Consider the following 20,034-nt stretch of genomic DNA (forward strand, 5'->3'; position numbering starts at 1 on the left):
TCGTCGGTCTGACAATGCGCGAATTATGAGAGGCTTGTACGACTGCGCCGCTGGGGAATACCCTCGAAGGAGCGGTATTCGCACGAACCGGAATGCAGCCCCCCGGCTCAGCCCTTCACGCGGGGGCGCGAGCCACTGATCAATCCACGTAGGCCAGCAGGCAATCCTGGATGGCCGTTGCCACATGACGCCCTTCAAGGTCGTGGTAATGGGCAACGGAGAGTCCACGTCCATGCACCGCATGCAGGCTCTCGGACGCCACATGCAGCCAGCCATCGCAGCGAGGCACCTGATGCAGCCACACACCATGGTTGAGGCTGGTGATGTAGATCTGCCGCTCACCCGCCCGCTTCAGATGCGGGGCCATACTGCAGAAGTTGAGCCACCAATCGGACAGATAGGCAAAGCACGCGGCCTGCAGCCGCGGTGCATCCGGCAGGCTGTGCGGCACCCGCATCCAGTAGCGGAATCGATGGTCCGCCGTGGCCCCGGCCAGTTGGCGTTCTGCATCCGGAATGCGGAACTCGATGCAGTCGTTGACATCGCGGCCGTAGCCGCCCATTTGCGCCAGCTGGTCACGCAGCGCCGATGGCACCTGCGCCAGGCGAGGCAGATGCTCGGGATCTTCATCGGCGGGCGCCAGGCTCGGCCGTGCATGCATCGGCCCGTCGAGAAGCGATGCGCAGCTCACCTGGGCCTGGAGCACCGTGCGATCTCCCTGGGTCCCACGCACATCCACCGAGTGAAAGCGCTTGCCGCTTTGCAGGCCCGACACCGTGTAGTCGACCGGCTTGTCCGGCATGGCGCCCTGCAGAAACAGGAATTGCATCATCGTGGGCTCACGCCCCGGCGGCGCATCGAGCAGCGCCGCGTGGAACGCCTGCCCCAGCAGCTGGCCGCCGTAGGAGCGGCCGTTCTGGTTTACGTCGCTGTGACGGCTGCGCCAGGTCTGCGGTGCGATCCGGTCCAACGCCATCCGCTGCGCCAGCGTGATGGCGTTGTCCTCCGCCATGCCGCTCACTCCGTTGCCCGCTCGGGCCGGCGATGACCGTTCGTGCGCGGTGCGATGCCTGGCTTCAGGCGCCAGTCCGCACCGAATTCATCGAGCCGGTGCAACGGCATGGGTGTCTCCTGGCCGATGCCACGCAGGCGCTGGGCGAACGCGTCGATGTAGTCGGCCCGCGTCTGCGGCGTGGTGTAGTGAATGGACCACGACGCATGCGGCGCAAGCACCTCGAGGCCCGCGTAGGCCAGCGTGCCATGGAGCAGGTGCCACAGATTCACGTCCAGGTGGGCGAGCAGGCCATCGGGCTCGACCATGCCGGGCAGGCAGGCGGTGCTGGTACACACCAGCGCGCGCCGCCCTTTCAGGCCGCCGGTGTCGAAGCGCCGGCCCTTGCCGTACACCACGCCATTGACGAACACGCGGTCGAACCAGCCCTTCATGATGGCCGGCACCGAGAACCACCATAGCGGGAACTGCAGGATCAGCACATCGCAAGCGAGCAGCTTGTCGATCTCCACCTGGATGTCCGACGCAAAGGCCTGATGCTCGTGAGCGTACTTCTGCTCACGGTCGTACTGCAGCGCGTCCGGGAAGCGCCTTTCGGCGAAGTCCTCGGCACTGGCGACAGGATTGAAGCCCATGGCATAGAGGTCGGAGACCACGACCTCGTGCCCTTCTTCCTGCAGCACTTGCATCGATCGATCCAGCAAGGCGCGATTGAAGGACTTCGGTTCCGGATGGGCGTAGACGATCAGGACGTTCATTTCAGGCAGCGACAGTCGCAGGTGGCATTGGTGAAGCGGGCAACAGATCCTTGAGAGGCGAAGATTCGTCTCCCAGCACGGAAGGTTCGGCCATCGCGCCGGCGGCAACCAGCCGTTTGGCGAGCATGAATTCGGCAGGCCGGTTCACTGCATCGGCCGCGATCACGATCCCCTCCTTGAGATAGAAGGCGATGAAGCGTCGCGATGCGGGATCGCCTCGCAGCACGCAGACGTCGTGCCCCTGTGACAAGCCAACCATCTGCAGCTTGAGGTCGTACTGATCGGACCAGAACCAGGGCACGGCGTGGTTGGGCTTGGGCTTGCCGCACAACGCGAAGGCGGCGGCCCTGGCCTGTTCCAGTGCGTTTGGTACGGACTCGAGACGGATGCACCGGTCGTAGAGCACGCTGTGATGCGCGGTGCAATCGCCCGCAGCGAAGATGTCGGGGTCCGAGGTCTGCGAGAACTCGTCGACCACGATCCCGCCATCGATGGCGAGTCCGGCCGCCTGCGCCAGTTCAATGTTGGGGAGCATGCCGATGCCGGCCACCACGATGTCGGCGACGATGCGCTCGCCCGAAGTGCACACCAGCGCCGCGATCGCGCCGTCGTCCGCCAGTTCCACGCGTTCGACGGAAAGCCCCGTGCGCAATTGCACACCTGCCTCGCGGTGCACAGCTTCGTAGAAGGCCGCCACCTGCGCGCCGGTCACGCGTGCGAGCACGCGCGGCAGCGCCTCGATCACCGTCACCTCGGCGCCGAACTTGCGCGCCGACGCCGCCAGCTCGAGCCCGACATAGCCGCCGCCCACGACGACCAGGCGCGTGCCCTCTTTCAGCCCCGCGCGGATCGCATCGGCATCCGTGAGTGTGCGAAGGTAGTGCAGATTGCGCGGCCTGGCCACCGCGTCCAGCCCGGGCAATGCGAGCGTGCGCGGACGCCCGCCCATGCACAAGGCAAGCTTCGTGTAGGGCATGACCCGGCCATCTTTCAGATGGATGCAATGGCCCTCCCGATCGATCCGGACGAGATGCGCGCCCGTATGCACGTGGACCCTTGCCGCCTCATAGGCCGACGCCGGCCGCAGCGCGAGCGATTCAAAGCTCGCTGCACCATGGAGGTATGCTTTGGACAGCGGTGGTCGCTGGTACGGCAGCATGGCCTCATCGCCGATCAAGTCGATGCGACCCAGCCAGCCTTGCTGCCGCGCCGCCACCGCCAGTTCGGCGCCGGCATGGCCGGCGCCCACGATCAGAAGAGTTTCGTTTTCACGCATGCTGTCCCCGAAGAATTGTGACCATCCACATCCAAATAACTCGCATATAGACCGTCTTGTCGGTCTAATAATAGACTTGCAGCAGACAATTGACAAGGAGTGCCCGCGCACGGTCAGAGGACTCGCCGCAGGCACGACCACTGCATCCACACATCACAGGACCAAGCCATGACACGGGTACGCGCAGACGACTACGACGACAAACGGCAGTCGATCCTGGATCAGGCCGCGGCGCTGTTCGCGCGCAAGGGCTTCGAAGGCTCCACCATGATCGAGGTCGCGCAAGCCTGCGGCGCCTCGAAGTCGCACCTCTATCACTACTTCGCCCGCAAGGAAGACCTGCTCTTCGAGATCGTGCGCGTGCACATCACGGCACAACTCGCCGAGCTCGAGACCGTCGTGACCCAGGCCTTGCCGGCCGAGGAGCGCTTCAACCGATACGTCGAGACCTTCGTTGCGCGCGGGGCCAACTCGCGCAACGAACACCTGGTGCTGATGAACGACATCAAGTTCCTGCCCGACGCGCAGCGTCGTGAAGTGCGAAAGCTCGAGAAACGCATCGTGGACCTGCTGGTGGGCGTGTTGCACGAGATCAATCCCGAGCTGATGCCCGCGCGCTCGCCACGCGGTCCCTACGCGATGCTGCTGTTCGGCATGATCATCTGGACCTTCACCTGGTACGAGAAGAGCGGCGCGATCCCGCCGCGCGAATTGGCTGCGCGCATCTCGCAGTTGTTCGTGCACGGGTTCAAGGGGCAGCGCTTCGTGCCACCGGCCACGTCCAAAGGCTGAGCGGCGGGGTCAGCCGCCCGCTTCGCCGCTTTCGTCCCCTTCAGTTCTTCGTGGGGTTTGGGCGGCGCATGCGAGGGTGTCGGAGATCATGCGCCGACCACCCCCCTGTCGTGCAGACGACCGAACTCGGCGCTGTCCACGCCAAGCACCGAGCACAGCACCTGCTCCGTCTCCGCTCCCAACCGCGGCGCCGGCTGCACCGCACGCCGCGGCACGGCGGAGAAGTCGAGCGGCAACCCCGGCGCGATCAGGGAGCCCACGCCGTGCTGCGCGATCTCGCCGAACATCGGGTTGGCCAGCGAACAGGCCTCGTCTTCGTTCACCAACTGGGTCACCGTCTGGTATTTGCCCCAGCAGACGCCGTGGCGATCGAGCTGCGCAGCCACGTCCGCGAACGAGCAGGCGCCCATCCAGCGCGCGACCACGGCCGCAATTTCTTGACGCGCGAGGAAACGGTCGCCCTCACGCGCAAGGTCGAGTCCGGTGCGCTGTTCGATCGCGACGATCTCGTCGCCCATCGCAAGCGCATCGCACAGCGACCGCCATTGCTTGCCTGTGAGGCCCACCACCATCACACGCACGCCGTCCGAAGTCGAGAAGTCGTGGCCGAACGCGCCGAACAGATGATTGCCGTGTCGACCCCGCGCCTGCCCCAGTTGCGCCTCCGCCAGAAAACCCAGACTGCCCACGGCAGCAAGCGCCACGTCTTCGAGCGCCAGCTTCACATGCTGCCCCACACCCCGGCGGCGCCGGTGTCGCTCCGCCGCCAGCAGGCCGGCGGCGGCCATCTGGCCGGTGACGAGGTCCCAAGCTGGCAGCACATGATTGACGGCCGCGTCGGCCTCACCGAGGCCGGTGAGATAGGGCAAGCCCATGCGCGGGTTGATCGTGTAGTCCACCGCCGAGCCGCCATGGCGGTCACCTTGCACCGTCAACTGGATCAGGTCGCTGCGCCGCTGGCGAAGACTTTCGTGGTCCAGCCAACCGCGCGGCGGGAAGTTGGTGAGCAGCATGCCGGCGTCCTCGCCGGGCGCGGCGATGAGTGCCATGGCGAACTCGCGGCCTTCGGGGGAACCGAGGTCGAGCGCGACGGACTTTTTGCCCTTGTTGAGCCCGGCCCAGAACAAGCTGGCCCCGTCCTGAGTGACTGGCCAGCGCTGGTAGTCCAGGCCACCGCCCAGCGCATCGATGCGGATTACCTCCGCCCCCATCTGGGCCAGCGTCATGCCGCCGAGCGGCGCCGCCACGAAGGCGGCGGCCTCGATCACGCGCATGCCCTCCAGCAGGTTGCCGTTGTCCATCGTGTCGCTCCTCAATGTGCCGGGGCTGCGGTTCGGACGGCGGCGGCGTCGGCCAGCGCCTGCTCAAGCAGGCTGCGTGCGATGACCTTCAGCGCCAGCGTTTCCTCCGCGCCCTCGAAGATCGACAGCACGCGTGCATCGACAAAGTAGCGGCTGACCGGACTCTCCTCCGCATAGCCGTTGCCGCCGTGCAATTGCAGCGCCTCGCGGGTCACCCATTCGGCCGAGCGGCAGGCCAGCAGCTTGACCAGGCTGGCCTCCATGCGGCCGCCGCCCTCGTCGAGGGTTTGCGCCACGGCATAGGCCAGCCGCTGGCAGGCGGCGTAGCGCGCGCCCATGCGCGCCAGCTTGGCGAGCGTCAACGGGCAGTCGAGCAACGGTGCGCCGAACACCTTGCGATCTTCGGTGTAGCGCAAGGCAGCACGAATGGCGGCGCGCATCACACCCGAAGCCCGTCCCGCGGTCTGCATGCGGCCGCCCATCATGCCGGCCATCGTGAAATAGAAGCCCTTGCCCAGGCCCGCAGCGCCGCCGATCACATGGCTGTCCGGCACGAACAGGTTGTCGAACGACAGCTCGAAGGAATGCATCCCGCGATAACCGATGGTCGCGATCGCCTTGCCAGTCAATCCACCACCGCCCTGCACTTCACTTTGGCGATAGGCGAACGCATGGCCATCGTCCGAAGGCTTTTCCACCAGCATCAGGCTCAGCCCGCGATGGCCCGCCGAGCGGTCGGGATCGGTGCGCACCACCACCATCAGCAGCCCCGCCTTGCCGGCGAAAGTGCACCAGGTCTTGGCACCGTCCAGGCGCCACCCGCCTTCGACGCGCGTGCCGCGCAGCATCAGGCTGGCGACGTCCGAGCCGTAGTCGGGCTCGGTGATCGCAATCGCGCACAGCGGATCGCCTGCTGCAATGCGCGGCAGCCAATGGGATTTCTGTTCCTCGGTGCCGCCGGCCATCAGTGCGCGGCTCAGGATCTCGGGTCGCGTGATCAGGCTGCCGGCGCCCGCCAGCGAGGCCTCGGACAGGGCTTCGGTGACCAGCACCATCAATAGCGTGTCGTCGCGGTCGTTCGGCGCGTGGCCGCCGAAGCGCTCGGGCACCGACAGGCCGAACACGCCCATTTCGCGCAGCGGCTGCAGCAGGCTCTCGGGCACCGTGAGGTCGTGGCGGTGCAAAGCTTCTGCCTGCGGTGCCACCACATCGGCGGCAAAGCGGCGAAAGGCGTCCTGCGCCATCGCATGCGCCTCGTCGAGCACCACGCCGCCGACTTCTCCGCCGGCATCGGCCAGCGCCCGGCCCGTCGCCTGCAGCGCAGCCGCACTGCCGGCCGAGCGGCGCAAGCCCGCCCACGCGGCATCCGATGCAAAGGCCTGGACCAGCGCGATGTCCAGGCCGAGCTCCAGAAAGAGCATTTCCGTGCGCGCCAGCACCGCGGCGATGGCATCGATGCCGAAGACCAGCGCCAGGCCCGTCTCGAGCGCGTTCGCCTCGCTCCCGACACCCTGGATGGCCGTTTCTGCCGCGAGCAGATCGGCGCTGGCCCAGGCCAGTTCGTAGCTTGCGACCTGCCGTGCATCGAAACGGCGCGCACTGAAGGTGCCGGCTTCAACGCAGGACTGCGCCAGCGCCTGCGTGGCCTGCTCGAAGAGCGGACGCAGGCGCGCCAGCAACGACGCGCAGACTTGGATGTCCTTGTGGGCGGCCATGGCGTGGCGCCTCAAGCCGCAGCCAGCGCGTCGAGCGTCAGCTTGGCAACGGAACGACCCGTGTCCGCGCAGGCCTGCGTGCCGCCATCGCCGTAGGGCTTGACCGCATCGCCCACATGCCAGAAGTTCGGCAGCGGCGTGGTTTGCGGCAGGTCGTAGCCGCCGCAGGAACGCTGCGCCGGCCAGCCGTCGCGCATGACACGTATCGACAGCATCTTCGCGTCCGCGAAGCCCGGGAAAAGATCGCGCAGGTCCTGCAGCGAGGCCTCGATCTCGGCGTCGTTGTCGAAGTCGCCAAGCGCCGGGTGCGGCACGGCATAAGCCACGTACTGGTGCCAGCCCGCAGGCGCCAGTTCGGGGCAGGTGGCCGTCAGCTCGCCGATGTTGCACAGGCGGCGCGTGCGGCCGAAGGTGACGAGGCCCGGCGCGTCATAGAGACGTTCGCGCGTGGCGAAGTTGATGACGATGTTGGCGGCCGGCTTCGGTCCGGTGGTCGCCAGGGTGATGTACTCATCGCCAAAGGCTTCCGCCCCCGGCAGCAGGGCCGTGGCGTGCGGGCCGATGTTGCTGATCACGGTGCGCGCGTTGACGCGCAGCGTCACGCCGTCCTTGACCAGATCGACGCCCGTCGCGCGGCCGTTCTCGATGTTCAGCGCCGCCACCGGCGCGTCGAGCCAGACCTCGCCGCCACGGCGGCGGATGGCATCGGTCAGGTCGTTCCACAGGCCGACCGTGCCACGCGGGCAGAAACCGAAACGTTTGAACGCACCCTTGACCGCGAAGTAGGTCAGGAAGGCGCGCGCGGGCAGTTCGTCCGAGTTGGCCGCGAAAATGGCCGCGCACAGGTTTCGGAAGATCGCATGCACGGTCTCGTTCTTGGTGTATTGCGACAACCACTCCTTGGTGGTGAGCTTGGCCTCTGGCAGGTCGCCGCCGCGCGCGTCCGCGAACTTGGCACCGATCTTCGCCGCCTGCTTGGTGAAGCCGCCCAGCAGCATGCCCCAGCCGCCCTTGGCGACGTTGATGATCTTGCCGTCGATCAGGAAGACGGTCGCGGGGTTCGGCTCGCGCAGGTCGAGCTCGACATCGAGCAAGGCAAAGGTCTCTTCGAAGGTCGAGCCCTTCTCGATCGCGATGGCGCCGATGTTGACGGTGAAACCGTCGATCTGCTCGCTCGAGGCCCGGCCGCCGACGCGGCCCAGGCTCTCGGCCACCAGCACTTTCTTGCCTGCGGCCACAAGGCGCGCGGCCACGCTGAGGCCTCCGGCGCCGGCGCCGATCACGACGGCGTCGTAGCTGATGGGGTGAATCACGGTCTCGCTCATGATGATTTTTCTCCTGTGGATGGATTCGTTGGGAGGGGCACAGCGCTCATCGGCGTGGCGCCTCCGCCGTGCGCAGGGACAGGCCCAGCGCCGCGCGCCGCTCGAGCCACGGGCTGGGGCGGTAGCGCGGATCGCCGGTCACCGCCTGCATGCGCCGCAGGATCGCGAGCACCTGCGCGCCGCCGATGCGGTCCCCCCAGGACAGCGGGCCCTGCGGATAGCCCAGGCCCAGCTTCACCGCGTCTTCGATGTCTTCCACCGATGCGATGCCGCGCTGTGCGATCTGCGCGGCGATGTTGACGATGGTCGCCAGCACACGCTGCACGATGAAGCCGGGGCTGTCGTTGATCACCGTGACGCCCACGCCGTCGTGTGCGCACAGCGCATGCGCGGCGTCGCGCATCGCCGGCGCGGTGGCTGCCGTGAGCATGAGGGTGCGATGGCGAGCCAGGCCGGGCAGCGGGTCGATCGCGACGCAACGCGTGGCATCGAGCCCGAGGGCCACGGCCTCGCCGGTGGCGTCCCCGCCCCAGGGCTGCACGATCAGAAGCGCGTCGGGTGTGGGGTGTTCGACCCACTGCGCGCCAGCCGCCTCCACCAGCGCTTTCAATGCCTCGCGCTCCGAGGCCTGCGGCGCGACCCAGACCTGGAGTCCGGCGGGCAGCGCCGGCACTGGCTGCGCAGGCGGCTCCTGTCGCGCTTCCCCCTCGTAGGCATACCAGCCCTGGCCCGTCTTGCGGCCAAACAGCCCAGCCGCCACCCGGGGTGGCACCAGCGAGGAGGGACGAAAGCGCGGCTCCTGCTGGAACTGCTCGTAGATCGAACTCATCACCTTGCTCGACACGTCCAGCCCCGTGAGATCGAGCAGCTCGAAAGGCCCCATGCGAAACCCGGCCGCCTCGCGCAGCACAAGGTCGATCTGGTCCACGCTGGCCGACTGCTCCTCAAGCACGCGAAGCCCCTCCGTGTACAAGCCGCGGCCCGCATGGTTCACGAGGAACCCCGGTTGGTCCCCCGCGACCACCGCGCGATGGCCCGCCCCCGCGACCAATTCGCGCAAGGTGGTCACCACCTCCGGCGCGGTGCGCACGGCGGCAATCACTTCGGCCACCTTCATGAGAGGCACCGGGTTGAAGAAGTGCAGCCCCGCCACCCTCTGCGGATGGGCGCACGCAGCCGCGATCTCGGCCACGACGAGCGACGAGGTGTTGCTCGCGAGGATCGCCTGTGGCAACACGATCGCTTCGAGGCTGCGGAACAACGCGCGCTTGGCTTCCAGGTCTTCCACGATGGCTTCGATCAGGACGTCGCAATCCGCCAGGTCCTGCATCGTCGCCGCGGCATGGATCTGTCCGCGGATGCGCTCGAATTCATCGGCGTCGATGCGGCCCTTGGCGACCCCGCGACCGATCATGCCGACGACGAATTCCACCGCCTTGTCCGCAGCGCCTTCGAAGCTGTCGAAGCAATGCACCCGGTGCCCGGCCTGGGCGAAGAGCTGAACAATGCCGCGTCCCATGGTGCCGGCGCCGATGACGGCGATCTTGAGTTTTTCTGTCATGGTCATTTGCCCGTGAATTCCGGGCGTCGCTTGTCGAGGAAGGCACGCATGCCCTCGGTCTTGTCTGGGGTATCGAAGAGCAGCAGGAACTCGCGGTTCTCCAGTGCGAGGGCCGCGTCGAGTGGCAAGTCGGAGCCCTGGCGCAACATCCGGCGCGTGGCGACCACCGCCTTGGGCGGCATGCGCGCCACCTTGCGGGCCAATGCCATCGCACGCGCCAGTGCCTGCCCTTCTTCGGCCAGTTCGGCCACCAGGCCGAGCTGGAACGCACGCTCGGCCATCAGTTGCTCACCGGTCAACAGCAGCATCGCGGCCACCGGCCGGCCCACGGCACGCAGCAAGCGCTGGGTGCCGCCGGCGCCGGGCATGATGCCCACCGCCAGTTCCGGCTGACCGAAGCGCGCCGTCGGGTCGGCCACGATGAAGTCGCACATCATGGCCAGCTCACAGCCGGCACCGAGCGCGAAACCGGCGACCGCCGCAATGGTCGGCTTGCCGCACTGCGCCACGGGCGCCCAGTATTGGCCCAGGTCGATGTCGGCCACCTCCTGTGCGCCCTTGTCGACCAGCAGATTCAGGTCGGCGCCAGCCGCGAACACGGTGCCACCGGTGATGACGATGGCGCGGACCGTGTCGTCATGGTCCAACGCCGTGACCGCCTGGGCGATCGCGCGGCGCATCGCAATGTCGAGCGCATTGCGCTTCTCCGGCCGGTTCAACACGACGATGCCGACAGCGCCATCGCGCTCGATGCGCACGCCCTCCGGTGCCGGTCCGCTGGTGATGTCCGTCATGCTTTCGCTCCCGGCATTGCGATGAAATCGGCGGGCCGCTTGTTCTTGAAGGCGTCGTAGCCTTCGCGAAATTCATCGCCCGTCAGACTCACCGCCTGGTCGTCTTCCTCGCGTTGCAACTCGAAATCGAGCGAGGACGAAACACGGGTGAGCCGGTCCTTCATTCGCGCGAAGGCGCCCATCGGAAGGCGCGCGAGTTCGCTCGCCTTCTCGATGGCGCGGGCCATCACCTGATCGTCGGCCACCAGGACGTCGGCCAGGCCGATGCGCAATGCTTCCTCGCCCTGCACGGGTTCACCCGCCGTGAGGATGCGCCGGGATTCACGCACGCCGACACGTCGCGGCAGCGTGAGCATCTGCCCCCAGTCCGGCACCAGTCCGAGCTTGAGGAAAGGAAACAGGATGCGGGTCCCGGGCCCCACGACGATGTGATCGCCCAGCAGTGCCAGGCCGACGGCCGCGCCGGCACCGATGCCCTCGACGGCACTGACCACCGGAATGCGCAATGCCGCCACCATGCGGCACAGCGCCGCGACGTGCTGCATGCGTGTGCGCGCGCCGGCCTCGTCCAGCCCCACCATGCTCGGCACGTCGCCGCCGGCCGAGAACACGCCCGCCGTTCCACCGAACACCAGCGCGCGCACGCTGGCGTCGTCCCGGATCCCGGTGATCGCGGCGGCGAGGGCCTGCCGCACGCCATGATCGATCGCGTTGCGCTTGTCGGGGCGGTTGATCAGGAGGCGTGCCACATGAGGAGCCGGCCGGTCCAGCAACACCACGGGATTCGGATTCGCAGGGACAGTCATAGGCCTTGGCGTTTCAAATGAAAGGATCGGCATGCCCGGTCAGGCGACCTGGCGACCGCGACCGGCCCAGTGCGTCTCGCGCAGCTTGTTCTTCTGGATCTTTCCTGCGCCGGACAGCGGAAGTTCAGCGCGCACCTCGACGCTGCGCGGGCACTTGTAGCCCGCGATGAGCGTCTTGCAATGGGCGATCAGCTCCGCCGCCGATACGTCCTGGCCCGGCTTGAGCACCACGACTGCGTGCACGCTCTCGCCCCACTTCTCGCTCGGGACACCGATCACGGCACAGGCCGCGATGGCCGGGTGCTTGAGGACGGCGTTCTCCACCTCGGCCGAATAGACGTTCTCGCCGCCGCTGACCACCATGTCCTTCATGCGGTCCACGATGAAGATGAAGCCTTCGTCGTCCATGTAGGCGCCATCGCCGGAGTGCACCCAGCCGTCGCGCAAGGTGCTGGCATCGTCTGCCGGGCGGTTCCAGTAGCCCGTCATGGCGGACATGCCGCGTGCGGCGATCTCGCCCACCGTGCCGCGTGGCAGCTCCTGGCCGTCGGCGCCGACGATCTTGACCTCGGCCAACGCCGCCGCACGCCCGGCCGAACGCAGCTTGCCCAGGGCGCGCCCGTCGGCCGTGTGGTAATACGGCGGCAGGTAGCTCACGCAACCCGAGAGCTCGGTCATGCCGTAGCCCTGCATCAGTGACAGCTGCGGAAAGGCAGCGGTCAGGCGATCGAGCAGCGTTTCGGCGATGGGCGATGCGCCGTACACCATGAACTTCAGGCTGCCCAAATCGAAGGTGCTGAACTCAGGGTGGTCCAGCACCATCTGGATCATGGTCGGCACGAGCAGCGTGTCGGTCACCCGCTCGTTCTGGACCGTCTGCATGAACTGCAGCGGGTTGAAGGTCGGCAGCAGCACATGCGTGCCGCCGGCAATGAACTGCCACCAGACACCCATGGCGCCCGCGAGGTGGAAGACGGGTGCGGCGTGCAGGTACACCGGACCCACGGGGTAGCCCATGGCCAGCCGGTTCAGGGCTGCGCCCACCAGGCTGTCGTGGGAGGCCATCACGCCCTTGGGAAAGCCGGTGGTGCCGCCGGTGTAGAACACCGCCGCCAGATCGGAGCCGCCCGCGCCCACGTCGTCCACGGGATCGGACTGCGCGATCAGCTGCTCGTAGTCGACCATGCCTGCGGGACAGGCTTCATTGCCGACATAGATGATCTCGCGCAACGTGCGCGATTCGGCACGCACCTCGTCCATCAACGGCAGATGGGCGTCGTCCACGAAGAGCTGCGTGGTCTCGCAGTCGTTGAACGAGAAGGCGAGCTCCTTCGCGCTCCAGCGCGTGTTGGCCGGATTGATGGCCGCACCCATCCAGAACACCGCCATGAAGACTTCAAGGTAGCGGTCCGAATTGAGCGACAGGATGCCGACCCGGTCGCCCTTCTTGACCCCGAGGCTGCGCAGGCCCCCGGCCAACCGCTGGACCCGGCCGACGAACTCGGCATAGGTCTGGCGGCGTCCGCAGGCGATCGTCGCGATGCGCTGCGGGTTCTGCTGCAGGGCACGGTGGATGGATTGGGTGATGCTGACGGTCATGATCTGCTGCCGACGATGTCAGGCGCCTTCCAGGCCGACGATGGAAACCGAGCACACGTTCTGCGAAGGCTGGCCGCCCAGGTTGTGCGTCAGGCCCACCGAGGGGTTGCTCAGCTGACGCTGGCCCGCCCTGCCCTGCAGCTGCAGGTACATCTCGTAGAGCATGCGGATGCCGCTGGCGCCGATCGGGTGGCCGAAGCACTTGAGGCCGCCGTCGATCTGGCACGGGATCTTTCCGTCGGCATCGAACATGCCGTCGAGCACGTCCTTCACACCGCCGCCCACTTCGGACAGGCCCAGGTCTTCCATCGTCACCAGCTCGGTGATCGAGAAGCAGTCATGCACCTCGGTCATGCTGACCTGTTCGCGCGGCCGGGTGATGCCGGCCTCGGCATAAGCGCGCTGCGCCGCGATGCGCGCGGTGTGCACGTAGCTGCCGTCCCATTCGTTCGACTGCAGCTCCCAGCCATTGGACGTCACGATCTGCAGCGCCTTGAAGGTCACGAGGTCGCGCTTGCCCAGGCCGCGTGCGATGTCGGGCCGCGTGACGATCACGGCGGCGGCACCATCCGACACGCCCGCGCAGTCGAACAGGCCCAGCGGCTCGGCGATGATCGGCGCCTTCAGCACCGTCTCTTCGCTCACGGCCTTCTGGAAATGTGCCTTGGGGTTCTTCGCGCCGTTGGCATGGCTCTTGACCGAGACATGCGCGATCGCCCGCTTGAGCAGCGCCGCATCAACGCCGTGCTTGCTGCGGTAGGCCGATGCCAGCTGCGCGAAGTTGGCCGGCGCCACCGCATTGGGATACCACTGCGGAATGTAGGTGCCGACCGTGGCGACCGGCAGGCCGCCGTAGCCGGTGTCCTTGAGCTTTTCCACGCCCAGTGCGATCGCGATGTCGCAGGCACCGGCGGCCACCGCGTACACCGCTGCGCGGATGGCTTCGGAACCGCCGGCGCAGAAGTTCTCCACGCGCGTCACGCCGATGTTGGGCAGGCGCAGCGCAATGCCCATCGGCGTGCCGCCCCGGCCGGTGCCGACGTCGTCCATGTGGGTGGAGAACCATGCGGCGTCGAGCTGCTCGGGCGCGATGCCGGCATCAGCCATGGCCTCGTTGTAGGCCTCGACCATGAGGTCCTCGGGGCTCGCGTCCCAGCGCTCGCCGAACTTGCTGCATCCCATCCCGAGGATGGCGACCTTGTCCTTGATACCTGCGGCCATGATTTACTCCGATCCTTTTTCCGTTGCGGCGGCGCGCACCGGGGTGGCTTTCCAGAAATAGCGGGTGTAGCCGCGGCGGTCGTCGATGTCCTTGATGCGAAACGTCATCTCGACCGCGCTGCCGGCGTCGATCTCGCCCTCGCCGGTGTCGGTGAACTCCATGAGCACGCGGCCGCCGCCGTCGAAGTCGACCTGGCCGTAGCGGTGCGGCGGCGAGCGGTGGAACGACAGAAACTCCGCCGACCAGCTCAGCACGGTGCCGCAGCGTTCGGCGAGCTTGTGGGGCTTTTGCGTGTCCTGCAGCGGCTTGCCCTGGTCGTACGAGATGCGCGACGGCGGGAAGTGCACGCTGCCGGTCACCTCGCAGCGCCCGGCGACCAGGCCCAGGATTGCGCTGCGATGGCGGTAGGCGGTGGACAGCGCAGTCTTGCGGTCCTGCTCGCCGCGCATGCCGCGCTCGAGGTCCAGTTGCTCCTTGAAGGACAGGAAGCGGGTGTAGGCCGTCTCTTCAACGCCCCGGCGGATCCACTCGCCCACGCCCTTGGCCGGACGGAAGTTGCGGACCTCGTCGGTGACGCGGAACACCATCGCCTGCGCCCCACTGCCGAACTGGGCCAGCAGGATGTGCTGGCCGGGCTCGGCGCGCTCCAGCACATGGGCCAGCAGCAGCATGCCGTGCGGCAGACCGGTGTCGCCCACGCGCGAGGCCAGCGAATCGACCACGGCCTCCGCGCGCACGCCACAGGTCTTGGCCAGTTGCTGGTCCATTTTCTGGAAGGTGGTCGGGAAGATGAAGTGGTCGATCTGCGCGGCCTCGACCTTCGCCTCGGCCAGCGCGGCCTTCACGGCACGCGGCACCAGCTTGGTGATGCCCTCGTCGCGCACCCAGCGTTCTTCCCAGGCGTAGTCGATGTCTTCCCCCGCGGCGCGGAAGTGGTCGACGAAATCGACCGTGACCGTGCCAGCGCCCAGGTACTCGGCCAGCACCTTGTCGCAGCCGATCTGAAGCGCGGCGGCACCGTCGCCGAAGTCCAATTCCTGCGAACTGGCGGCGCGTGTCTTGCGGTTGTCGGATGCCAGCACCAGCACATCGCCGCCGCCGCTGCGCACCTGCGCCACGGCCTGCGCGAGCGCAGACAGGCCCGCGCGCTGCGAACCCGTGACATCGGCGGCCTGCACGTCGTCGCGCAGGGTCAGCGCCTCGCACACCACGCCGGCGTTCAGCCGCTCGGCAAAAGGCAGCGTGCCCGACGCCAGCAGCACGCCGGCGATGCGCGAGCGATCGTCCGCCGTGCCAAGGCAGTCGCGCGCCGCGGCCACCGCCATCGTGATGCTGTCTTCGTCCCAGTTGGCAAAGGCACGCGTGCCTTTCGCTGCGTTGACGAACTGGGGGGCGTACCAGGCATTGGCCTCGGCCGCGGCGCGGCGAACAAGCCGCAAGCGGGGCACGTAGCCGCCGTATCCGACGATTCCGAACATGGTCAGGACTTTCTCGTGAGGGAAGGGGTGGAAAAAAGGCTTCGAACGAAGGCGCCGATGGCACGCAGGGCGTCGCGCGCCTCGGGCAGGTCGTTGGGGAATTGCTGGAAGACGTGGATCATTCGGTCCCACACCTGCAGACGCACATCGACGCCGGCCGCCGTCGCCTTCGCGGCGAAGTCGACCGAGTCGCTGAGCACCGTCTCGCGGTCGCCGACCTGGATCAGCAGCGGCGGCAGGCCGTGCAGTTCGGCGAACAGCGGCGACACCCACGGATGCCGGGGATCGCCCTCGGCGCCCAGGGCGTTGCGCGCCATGGCGAGGATCATCGGACGCTGGTGGATCGGGTCGCTCTGCGCGCGCGAGACATAGCTCTCGCCCGAGGCCGTCATGTCGGTCCAGGCAGACATCAGCACCGCGCCCGCGGGCAGCGCACGGCCGGCGTCGCGCAGCTTGATCAAGGCGGCCAGCACGAGGCTGCCGCCAGCCGAATCGCCTGCGAAGACGATGTCGGCAGGCTGCGTGCCCTGCGCAATCAGCCAGTCGTAGGCGGCACAGGCGTCCTCGAGCGCCGCTGGATGGCGATGCTCGGGGGCGAGGCGGTAGTCCAGGCCCAGCACGCGGCAACCTGCCGCTTCGGAAATGCCCGCCATCAGCTCGCGGTGTGAATGCACCGAGCCGACCTGGAAGCCCCCGCCATGAAAGTAGAGCACCGCACGCTGCGGGTCGGCCAGCGGTGCGGCGATCCACTCGGCGCCGAGGCCGCCGATGGTCACGGGCTGCACCCCGGCGTCCACGGGCTGTCTACCGAAGAGCGCATCCCAATCGGCGCGCATCTGCGCCACCGTGGTGCTGCGGCCCCAGCTTCGGTACACGGACAGCACGCGCGCGATGACGGCGTCGAGTTGCTCGTCGGAAGCGGTGGTCTTGTGCTCGCTCATTGACCGCACCCCATGCCGCCGGAAACCCCCAAGGTCTCGCCGGTGATGAACGCCGCAGCGTCCGAAGCCAGGAAAGCGACCGCGGCGGCCACCTCTTCGGGCGTGCCCAGTCGGCCGGTCAACGTGGCACCCTTCATGGCGTCCAGCAGCTTGTCGCCGCCTGCGGCCACGGCGTCGCGCAGCAGCGGCGTGTCGATCGGCCCCGGCGCGATCACGTTGGCCGTGATGCCCTTGCGGCCGTTCTCGCGCGCGATGGAACGTGTGAAGGCAATCACGCCGCCTTTGGCTGCGGCATACACCGCCGCGCCGCGCGATCCCATGCGACCGGCCTCGGAGGCGATGTTGATGATGCGGCCGAAACCCGCCGCCTGCATCGCAGGCAAGGCCGCGTGCGTGGTGGCGAACACCGACTCGAGATTGACCGCCAGCAGCCGGCGCCAGTCGGCGACCTGGGTCTGCGTGAAATAGGCGTGCTGATCGATGCCGGCGTTGTTCACCAGGATCTGGTGCGGCCCGGTCTCCAGCACGATGCGATGCGCGCGTTCGAGGTCGGCCACGTCGAGTTCCACCGCAATGGCACCGATCTCCGCGGCCAAGGCCTTCGCGCTCTCGATGTCGAGGTCTGCGATGGTCACGCGTGCGCCATCGGCCGCCAGGCGGCGCGCGATGGCGGCGCCGATGCCCTTGGCGCCGCCAGTGAGGAACACGCTGCGCATCGCGCTCATTGCCCGGTGAAGCGCGGCGCGCGCTTCTCGATCACCGCCGCCAGGCCTTCGAGCGCGTCCTTCATGCCCGCCAGTTGGGCCTGGGTGCGGTTCTCCTCGGGCATCGCGGCCTCGGCGCCGAGCCCGAGTCCGTTCCACAACAGGCGCTTGGTCGCCGCAAGCGCGGCCGGTGCACCGGCCGCCAGCTGACGCGCCAGCGACAGTGCTTCGCCGGCCAACGCGGCGTCGGGAACCACGCGCGAGATCAGCCCCATGCGCAGCGCCTCAGCGGCGTCGATCACCGGGTTGAACAACAGGATGTCCATGGCCTTGCGAAAGCCCACCAGGTGCGTGAGCGTCACCGAGACGCCGGCATCGGGCACCATCGCCACGCGCGTCGCGCCGGCCAGGAAGCGGCTCGATTCACCCGCCACAACGACGTCGGACGAGCACACCAGTCCCATGCCGCCACCGCCGGCCGCAAAGCCCTGCACGGCACAGACGACGGGCGCGTTGAGCCGCATCAGCAGCGACACCACCAACTGCAGGTAGGAGGTCGCCATGCGGATGTAGTCGGGCAACGCCTCGCCCTTCGACAGGAAGGTGTGGACATCGCCGCCGGCGCAGAAGTTCTTACCCTCGCCCGTGAGCAACACGACGCGCACGCGGCCGTCGCCGTGCACCTGCATCAGCACCTCATGCAGCGCTTTGAGCAACTCCATGTTCAGCCCGTTCGAGGCTTCGGGCCGGTTCAGCCGCACGTGGGCCACGCCGTCGGCATGCAGCGCCAGGCGCACCGGTCCTTCGGGGACCAGCACCTCTGTCGAGGGGCTGTCGCTTTGCTTTTCTGCAGTCATCCTTCTTCTCCTGCCTCGCGGCGTGGGGTCTACGGGCTCAGGCCCAAGGCTCTAGATCAGGAAGGCCATGGAATACAGGGCCCGTTCGTTGTTGGTCAGCACGACCTTCTTGCCGGCCATGCGCAGCACGCCGCCTTCGCGGCGCAGCCTGTATTCGTTGCGCGAACCCCAGATCGTGTCGCCGCGCGCGTGCGCTTCGAACACGATCGCGTTGGCCGTGACCAGCAGTTCGTTGCCGTCGTTCTCGAGAATCTCCACGTTGGAGATCACCCGCCGCAGCGGCGAGCGCGGCGACTGGCTGTAGCGCTTGCCCGTGTGGAACTGGCGCACCCGCAGCGCGATGCGCGAGCGGTTGTCATAGATGATGGACATCTCCAGCTCCGGATCGCCGGCTTCGCCGTTGGCGGGAATCCAGTAGACGCCGTCGTCGGTCCACAGGGCCTCCCAGGCGTCGTACTCGTGGTTGTCCTGGTGGCGCGCTTCGCGGTAGATGAACTGCGACACCTCGTGGTGAAGCAGCAGGTCTTCGACATTCATGTTCACGCCGCCTCCATGAGCGAGCGGTAGTGCCGCCAGATGCCGCGCGTCGGCGTCTCGTCCGTGGCGTCGCCGATCAGATAGCCGTTTTCGTCCGTGCGCTCGCGATGCTTGCCGCGCCCCAGATACAGCCACTCCGGACTCTTCGCCTGAACACCGAGCTGGGTTCGTTCGTACATCTCGGCGTCGTCCGCCAGCAGGAAGCCGGCGGGACCGACCGACCCCATGGTCTGTTGGCGCAGGCGGCGGTTCAGATCGGGTGCGCCCTTGAACTGCAGGGCCGTGACGTGCTGCACGGACTCGTTGTGTGCCAGCGGCTGGATCACGAAGATCTGGATCTCCGCGATGAAGAGATTCGGGTAGATCATGATGTGCGGCGTGCCGTCGATCATGATCTTGCGGGCCTGCTCCACGCCGTAGGCGGCTTCCATGCGCTGCGTGTACTCGGGCAGGCGATCGGCGGTGGTGTTGAACCAGCTCATGGGCACATCGCGCTTGCGGAACTCGGGCCGCAGGTCGTTCTCGGAATGTCCCTGGCCGAAGTAGCGCGACACCGCCGTCGAATCGCTGCTGTAGAGCGAGCCGATACCGCTCTTCGCGACTTCGAAGATCGAGGCATGCACGAACGACGGGTGATAGCCGTCGGTTTCGTTCTCGACCAGGAACTTCCAGTTCGACTTGACCTTGTGCTTCAGGAAGCCGGCCGTGACCTCCACTTCGCCCTCGGGCGAGGTCAGGCACAACGCATCGATGGCCGCCATCGCCGCGCCGAGGTGCTCTTCCAGTGAAGGCCCTTCCTGCGCCATCGATCCGAAGACAAAGCCCTTGTAGGAGGCGACACGCGCCACCTTGCCAAGTCCCAGCTCCGAGCGATCGACACCTTCGTAGCCCGACGGAAACGGATAGCCGCGCAGCGCACCGTCGTTGGTGAACGTCCAACCGTGGTACGGGCATGTGAACGAACGTGCCGAGCCCTTCTCGGTCATGCACACCCGATTGCCGCGGTGCGGGCAGCGGTTGTGCAGCAGGTGAATCTGGCCCTCGCGGTCACGCGTCATGAGGATCGGCTCGGGCCCGATCGACTTCATCACGTAGTCATTCGGCTTTGGCACTTCGCTTTCGTGACCGACATAGACCCAGGTGCGAAACCAGATCTTGCGCAGCTCTTCCTGAAAGATCGTGGGGTCGGTGTAGAGCGAGCCGTGCACCTCGTTCTCTCGGACCAGATCGCCCCATGCATGGGGCTCGGGGTTGGCGCGGGCAATGGGAATCACCGGGGCACAGGTACTCATGTTGTCACCTTCACAAAGAGGTTTCTGCAAGACGCAAAAGCATTGCGATGCGCTGTTGTTGGAT

At 67.3% G+C, this 20,034-nt stretch carries 18 protein-coding genes; 1 reads left to right on the forward strand and 17 read right to left on the reverse strand.

The window, feature by feature from the left end; translation table 11 throughout:
- Nucleotides 1–139: 139 nt before the first annotated feature.
- Genes ASD34_RS00240 through ASD34_RS00250 form a run of 3 tightly spaced genes read right to left on the reverse strand, consistent with a single transcriptional unit; the run spans nucleotide 140 to nucleotide 3,046 of the window.
- Nucleotides 140–1,012: an acyl-CoA thioesterase gene (locus ASD34_RS00240; RefSeq protein WP_056571471.1), complete on the reverse strand. Its 873-nt coding sequence runs from the start codon at nucleotides 1,010–1,012 to the stop codon at nucleotides 140–142.
- 5 nt (nucleotides 1,013–1,017) lie between these two features.
- A complete protein-coding gene (locus ASD34_RS00245; protein ID WP_056571473.1) occupies nucleotides 1,018–1,770 on the reverse strand; it encodes an NAD(P)H-dependent oxidoreductase in 753 nt (250 codons plus the stop codon).
- Nucleotide 1,771: 1 nt separating this feature from the next.
- Nucleotides 1,772–3,046, reverse strand: a complete 1,275-nt coding sequence (locus ASD34_RS00250) for an NAD(P)/FAD-dependent oxidoreductase (RefSeq protein ID WP_056571475.1) — start codon at nucleotides 3,044–3,046, stop codon at nucleotides 1,772–1,774.
- Between the two features lie 168 nt (nucleotides 3,047–3,214).
- Between ASD34_RS00250 and ASD34_RS00255 the strand changes: the two genes are divergently transcribed.
- Nucleotides 3,215–3,838 (forward strand): TetR/AcrR family transcriptional regulator, encoded by a 624-nt coding sequence (locus ASD34_RS00255; protein ID WP_056571477.1) that lies wholly within the window; start codon nucleotides 3,215–3,217, stop codon nucleotides 3,836–3,838.
- 86 nt (nucleotides 3,839–3,924) lie between these two features.
- Here ASD34_RS00255 and ASD34_RS00260 read toward each other — a convergent pair whose 3' ends face one another.
- The 14 genes from ASD34_RS00260 to ASD34_RS00325 all read right to left on the reverse strand — a co-directional run bounded on the left by ASD34_RS00260 (nucleotide 3,925) and on the right by ASD34_RS00325 (nucleotide 19,970).
- A complete protein-coding gene (locus ASD34_RS00260) occupies nucleotides 3,925–5,139 on the reverse strand; it encodes a CoA transferase (RefSeq protein ID WP_056571480.1) in 1,215 nt (404 codons plus the stop codon).
- A gap of 11 nt (nucleotides 5,140–5,150) precedes the next feature.
- A complete protein-coding gene (locus tag ASD34_RS00265) occupies nucleotides 5,151–6,854 on the reverse strand; it encodes an acyl-CoA dehydrogenase family protein (protein WP_056571483.1) in 1,704 nt (567 codons plus the stop codon).
- Between the two features lie 11 nt (nucleotides 6,855–6,865).
- Nucleotides 6,866–8,179 (reverse strand): phytoene desaturase family protein, encoded by a 1,314-nt coding sequence (locus ASD34_RS00270; RefSeq protein WP_056571486.1) that lies wholly within the window; start codon nucleotides 8,177–8,179, stop codon nucleotides 6,866–6,868.
- 46 nt (nucleotides 8,180–8,225) lie between these two features.
- Nucleotides 8,226–9,740, reverse strand: a complete 1,515-nt coding sequence (locus ASD34_RS00275) for a 3-hydroxyacyl-CoA dehydrogenase (RefSeq protein ID WP_056572426.1) — start codon at nucleotides 9,738–9,740, stop codon at nucleotides 8,226–8,228.
- Between the two features lie 2 nt (nucleotides 9,741–9,742).
- Entirely contained in the window at nucleotides 9,743–10,534 is a 792-nt protein-coding gene (locus ASD34_RS00280) for an enoyl-CoA hydratase-related protein (protein ID WP_056571489.1), read from the reverse strand.
- The gene (locus ASD34_RS00285) at nucleotides 10,531–11,313 is read right to left on the reverse strand and encodes an enoyl-CoA hydratase/isomerase family protein (protein WP_162248671.1); all 783 of its coding nucleotides are present in this window, start codon (nucleotides 11,311–11,313) and stop codon (nucleotides 10,531–10,533) included. Before ASD34_RS00285 ends, ASD34_RS00280 begins: the two co-directional genes overlap by 4 nt.
- A 66-nt stretch (nucleotides 11,314–11,379) precedes the next feature.
- Nucleotides 11,380–12,939, reverse strand: coding sequence for an acyl-CoA synthetase (locus ASD34_RS00290; RefSeq protein WP_056571494.1), 1,560 nt, complete (start codon nucleotides 12,937–12,939; stop codon nucleotides 11,380–11,382).
- 18 nt (nucleotides 12,940–12,957) lie between these two features.
- Nucleotides 12,958–14,160, reverse strand: a complete 1,203-nt coding sequence (locus tag ASD34_RS00295; RefSeq protein WP_056571497.1) for an acetyl-CoA acetyltransferase — start codon at nucleotides 14,158–14,160, stop codon at nucleotides 12,958–12,960.
- A 3-nt stretch (nucleotides 14,161–14,163) separates the two neighbouring features.
- Nucleotides 14,164–15,639 (reverse strand): hydroxymethylglutaryl-CoA synthase family protein, encoded by a 1,476-nt coding sequence (locus ASD34_RS00300; protein ID WP_056571500.1) that lies wholly within the window; start codon nucleotides 15,637–15,639, stop codon nucleotides 14,164–14,166.
- 2 nt (nucleotides 15,640–15,641) lie between these two features.
- On the reverse strand, nucleotides 15,642–16,580 hold the full coding sequence (locus ASD34_RS00305; RefSeq protein WP_056571503.1) for an alpha/beta hydrolase: 939 nt from the start codon (nucleotides 16,578–16,580) through the stop codon (nucleotides 15,642–15,644).
- Nucleotides 16,577–17,305, reverse strand: a complete 729-nt coding sequence (locus ASD34_RS00310; RefSeq protein WP_056571505.1) for an SDR family NAD(P)-dependent oxidoreductase — start codon at nucleotides 17,303–17,305, stop codon at nucleotides 16,577–16,579. The genes ASD34_RS00305 and ASD34_RS00310 overlap by 4 nt, the downstream gene beginning before the upstream one ends.
- Nucleotides 17,302–18,141: an enoyl-CoA hydratase/isomerase family protein gene (locus tag ASD34_RS00315; protein WP_200937482.1), complete on the reverse strand. Its 840-nt coding sequence runs from the start codon at nucleotides 18,139–18,141 to the stop codon at nucleotides 17,302–17,304. The genes ASD34_RS00310 and ASD34_RS00315 overlap by 4 nt, the downstream gene beginning before the upstream one ends.
- A 51-nt stretch (nucleotides 18,142–18,192) precedes the next feature.
- Nucleotides 18,193–18,678 carry an aromatic-ring-hydroxylating dioxygenase subunit beta gene (locus ASD34_RS00320; RefSeq protein WP_056571507.1) on the reverse strand — a complete coding sequence of 162 codons (486 nt, stop codon included), beginning with the start codon at nucleotides 18,676–18,678 and terminating at the stop codon, nucleotides 18,193–18,195.
- 2 nt (nucleotides 18,679–18,680) lie between these two features.
- Nucleotides 18,681–19,970, reverse strand: a complete 1,290-nt coding sequence (locus tag ASD34_RS00325) for an aromatic ring-hydroxylating oxygenase subunit alpha (protein WP_056571510.1) — start codon at nucleotides 19,968–19,970, stop codon at nucleotides 18,681–18,683.
- Nucleotides 19,971–20,034 lie beyond the last annotated feature (64 nt).

It is taken from the genome of Variovorax sp. Root473 (assembly GCF_001426505.1).
GTDB lineage: Bacteria > Pseudomonadota > Gammaproteobacteria > Burkholderiales > Burkholderiaceae_C > Variovorax.

Excerpts from the sequence above, each read along its gene's own strand:
- ASD34_RS00240 (WP_056571471.1), bottom strand. The coding sequence starts at position 1,012 with ATGGCGGAGGACAACGCCATCACGCTGGCGCAGCGGATGGCGTTGGAC.
- ASD34_RS00245 (WP_056571473.1), bottom strand. The coding sequence starts at position 1,770 with ATGAACGTCCTGATCGTCTACGCCCATCCGGAACCGAAGTCCTTCAAT.
- ASD34_RS00250 (WP_056571475.1), bottom strand. The coding sequence starts at position 3,046 with ATGCGTGAAAACGAAACTCTTCTGATCGTGGGCGCCGGCCATGCCGGC.
- ASD34_RS00255 (WP_056571477.1), top strand. The coding sequence starts at position 3,215 with ATGACACGGGTACGCGCAGACGACTACGACGACAAACGGCAGTCGATC.
- ASD34_RS00260 (WP_056571480.1), bottom strand. The coding sequence starts at position 5,139 with ATGGACAACGGCAACCTGCTGGAGGGCATGCGCGTGATCGAGGCCGCC.
- ASD34_RS00265 (WP_056571483.1), bottom strand. The coding sequence starts at position 6,854 with ATGGCCGCCCACAAGGACATCCAAGTCTGCGCGTCGTTGCTGGCGCGC.
- ASD34_RS00270 (WP_056571486.1), bottom strand. The coding sequence starts at position 8,179 with ATGAGCGAGACCGTGATTCACCCCATCAGCTACGACGCCGTCGTGATC.
- ASD34_RS00275 (WP_056572426.1), bottom strand. The coding sequence starts at position 9,740 with ATGACAGAAAAACTCAAGATCGCCGTCATCGGCGCCGGCACCATGGGA.
- ASD34_RS00280 (WP_056571489.1), bottom strand. The coding sequence starts at position 10,534 with ATGACGGACATCACCAGCGGACCGGCACCGGAGGGCGTGCGCATCGAG.
- ASD34_RS00290 (WP_056571494.1), bottom strand. The coding sequence starts at position 12,939 with ATGACCGTCAGCATCACCCAATCCATCCACCGTGCCCTGCAGCAGAAC.
- ASD34_RS00295 (WP_056571497.1), bottom strand. The coding sequence starts at position 14,160 with ATGGCCGCAGGTATCAAGGACAAGGTCGCCATCCTCGGGATGGGATGC.
- ASD34_RS00300 (WP_056571500.1), bottom strand. The coding sequence starts at position 15,639 with ATGTTCGGAATCGTCGGATACGGCGGCTACGTGCCCCGCTTGCGGCTT.
- ASD34_RS00305 (WP_056571503.1), bottom strand. The coding sequence starts at position 16,580 with ATGAGCGAGCACAAGACCACCGCTTCCGACGAGCAACTCGACGCCGTC.
- ASD34_RS00310 (WP_056571505.1), bottom strand. The coding sequence starts at position 17,305 with ATGAGCGCGATGCGCAGCGTGTTCCTCACTGGCGGCGCCAAGGGCATC.
- ASD34_RS00315 (WP_200937482.1), bottom strand. The coding sequence starts at position 18,141 with ATGACTGCAGAAAAGCAAAGCGACAGCCCCTCGACAGAGGTGCTGGTC.
- ASD34_RS00320 (WP_056571507.1), bottom strand. The coding sequence starts at position 18,678 with ATGAATGTCGAAGACCTGCTGCTTCACCACGAGGTGTCGCAGTTCATC.
- ASD34_RS00325 (WP_056571510.1), bottom strand. The coding sequence starts at position 19,970 with ATGAGTACCTGTGCCCCGGTGATTCCCATTGCCCGCGCCAACCCCGAG.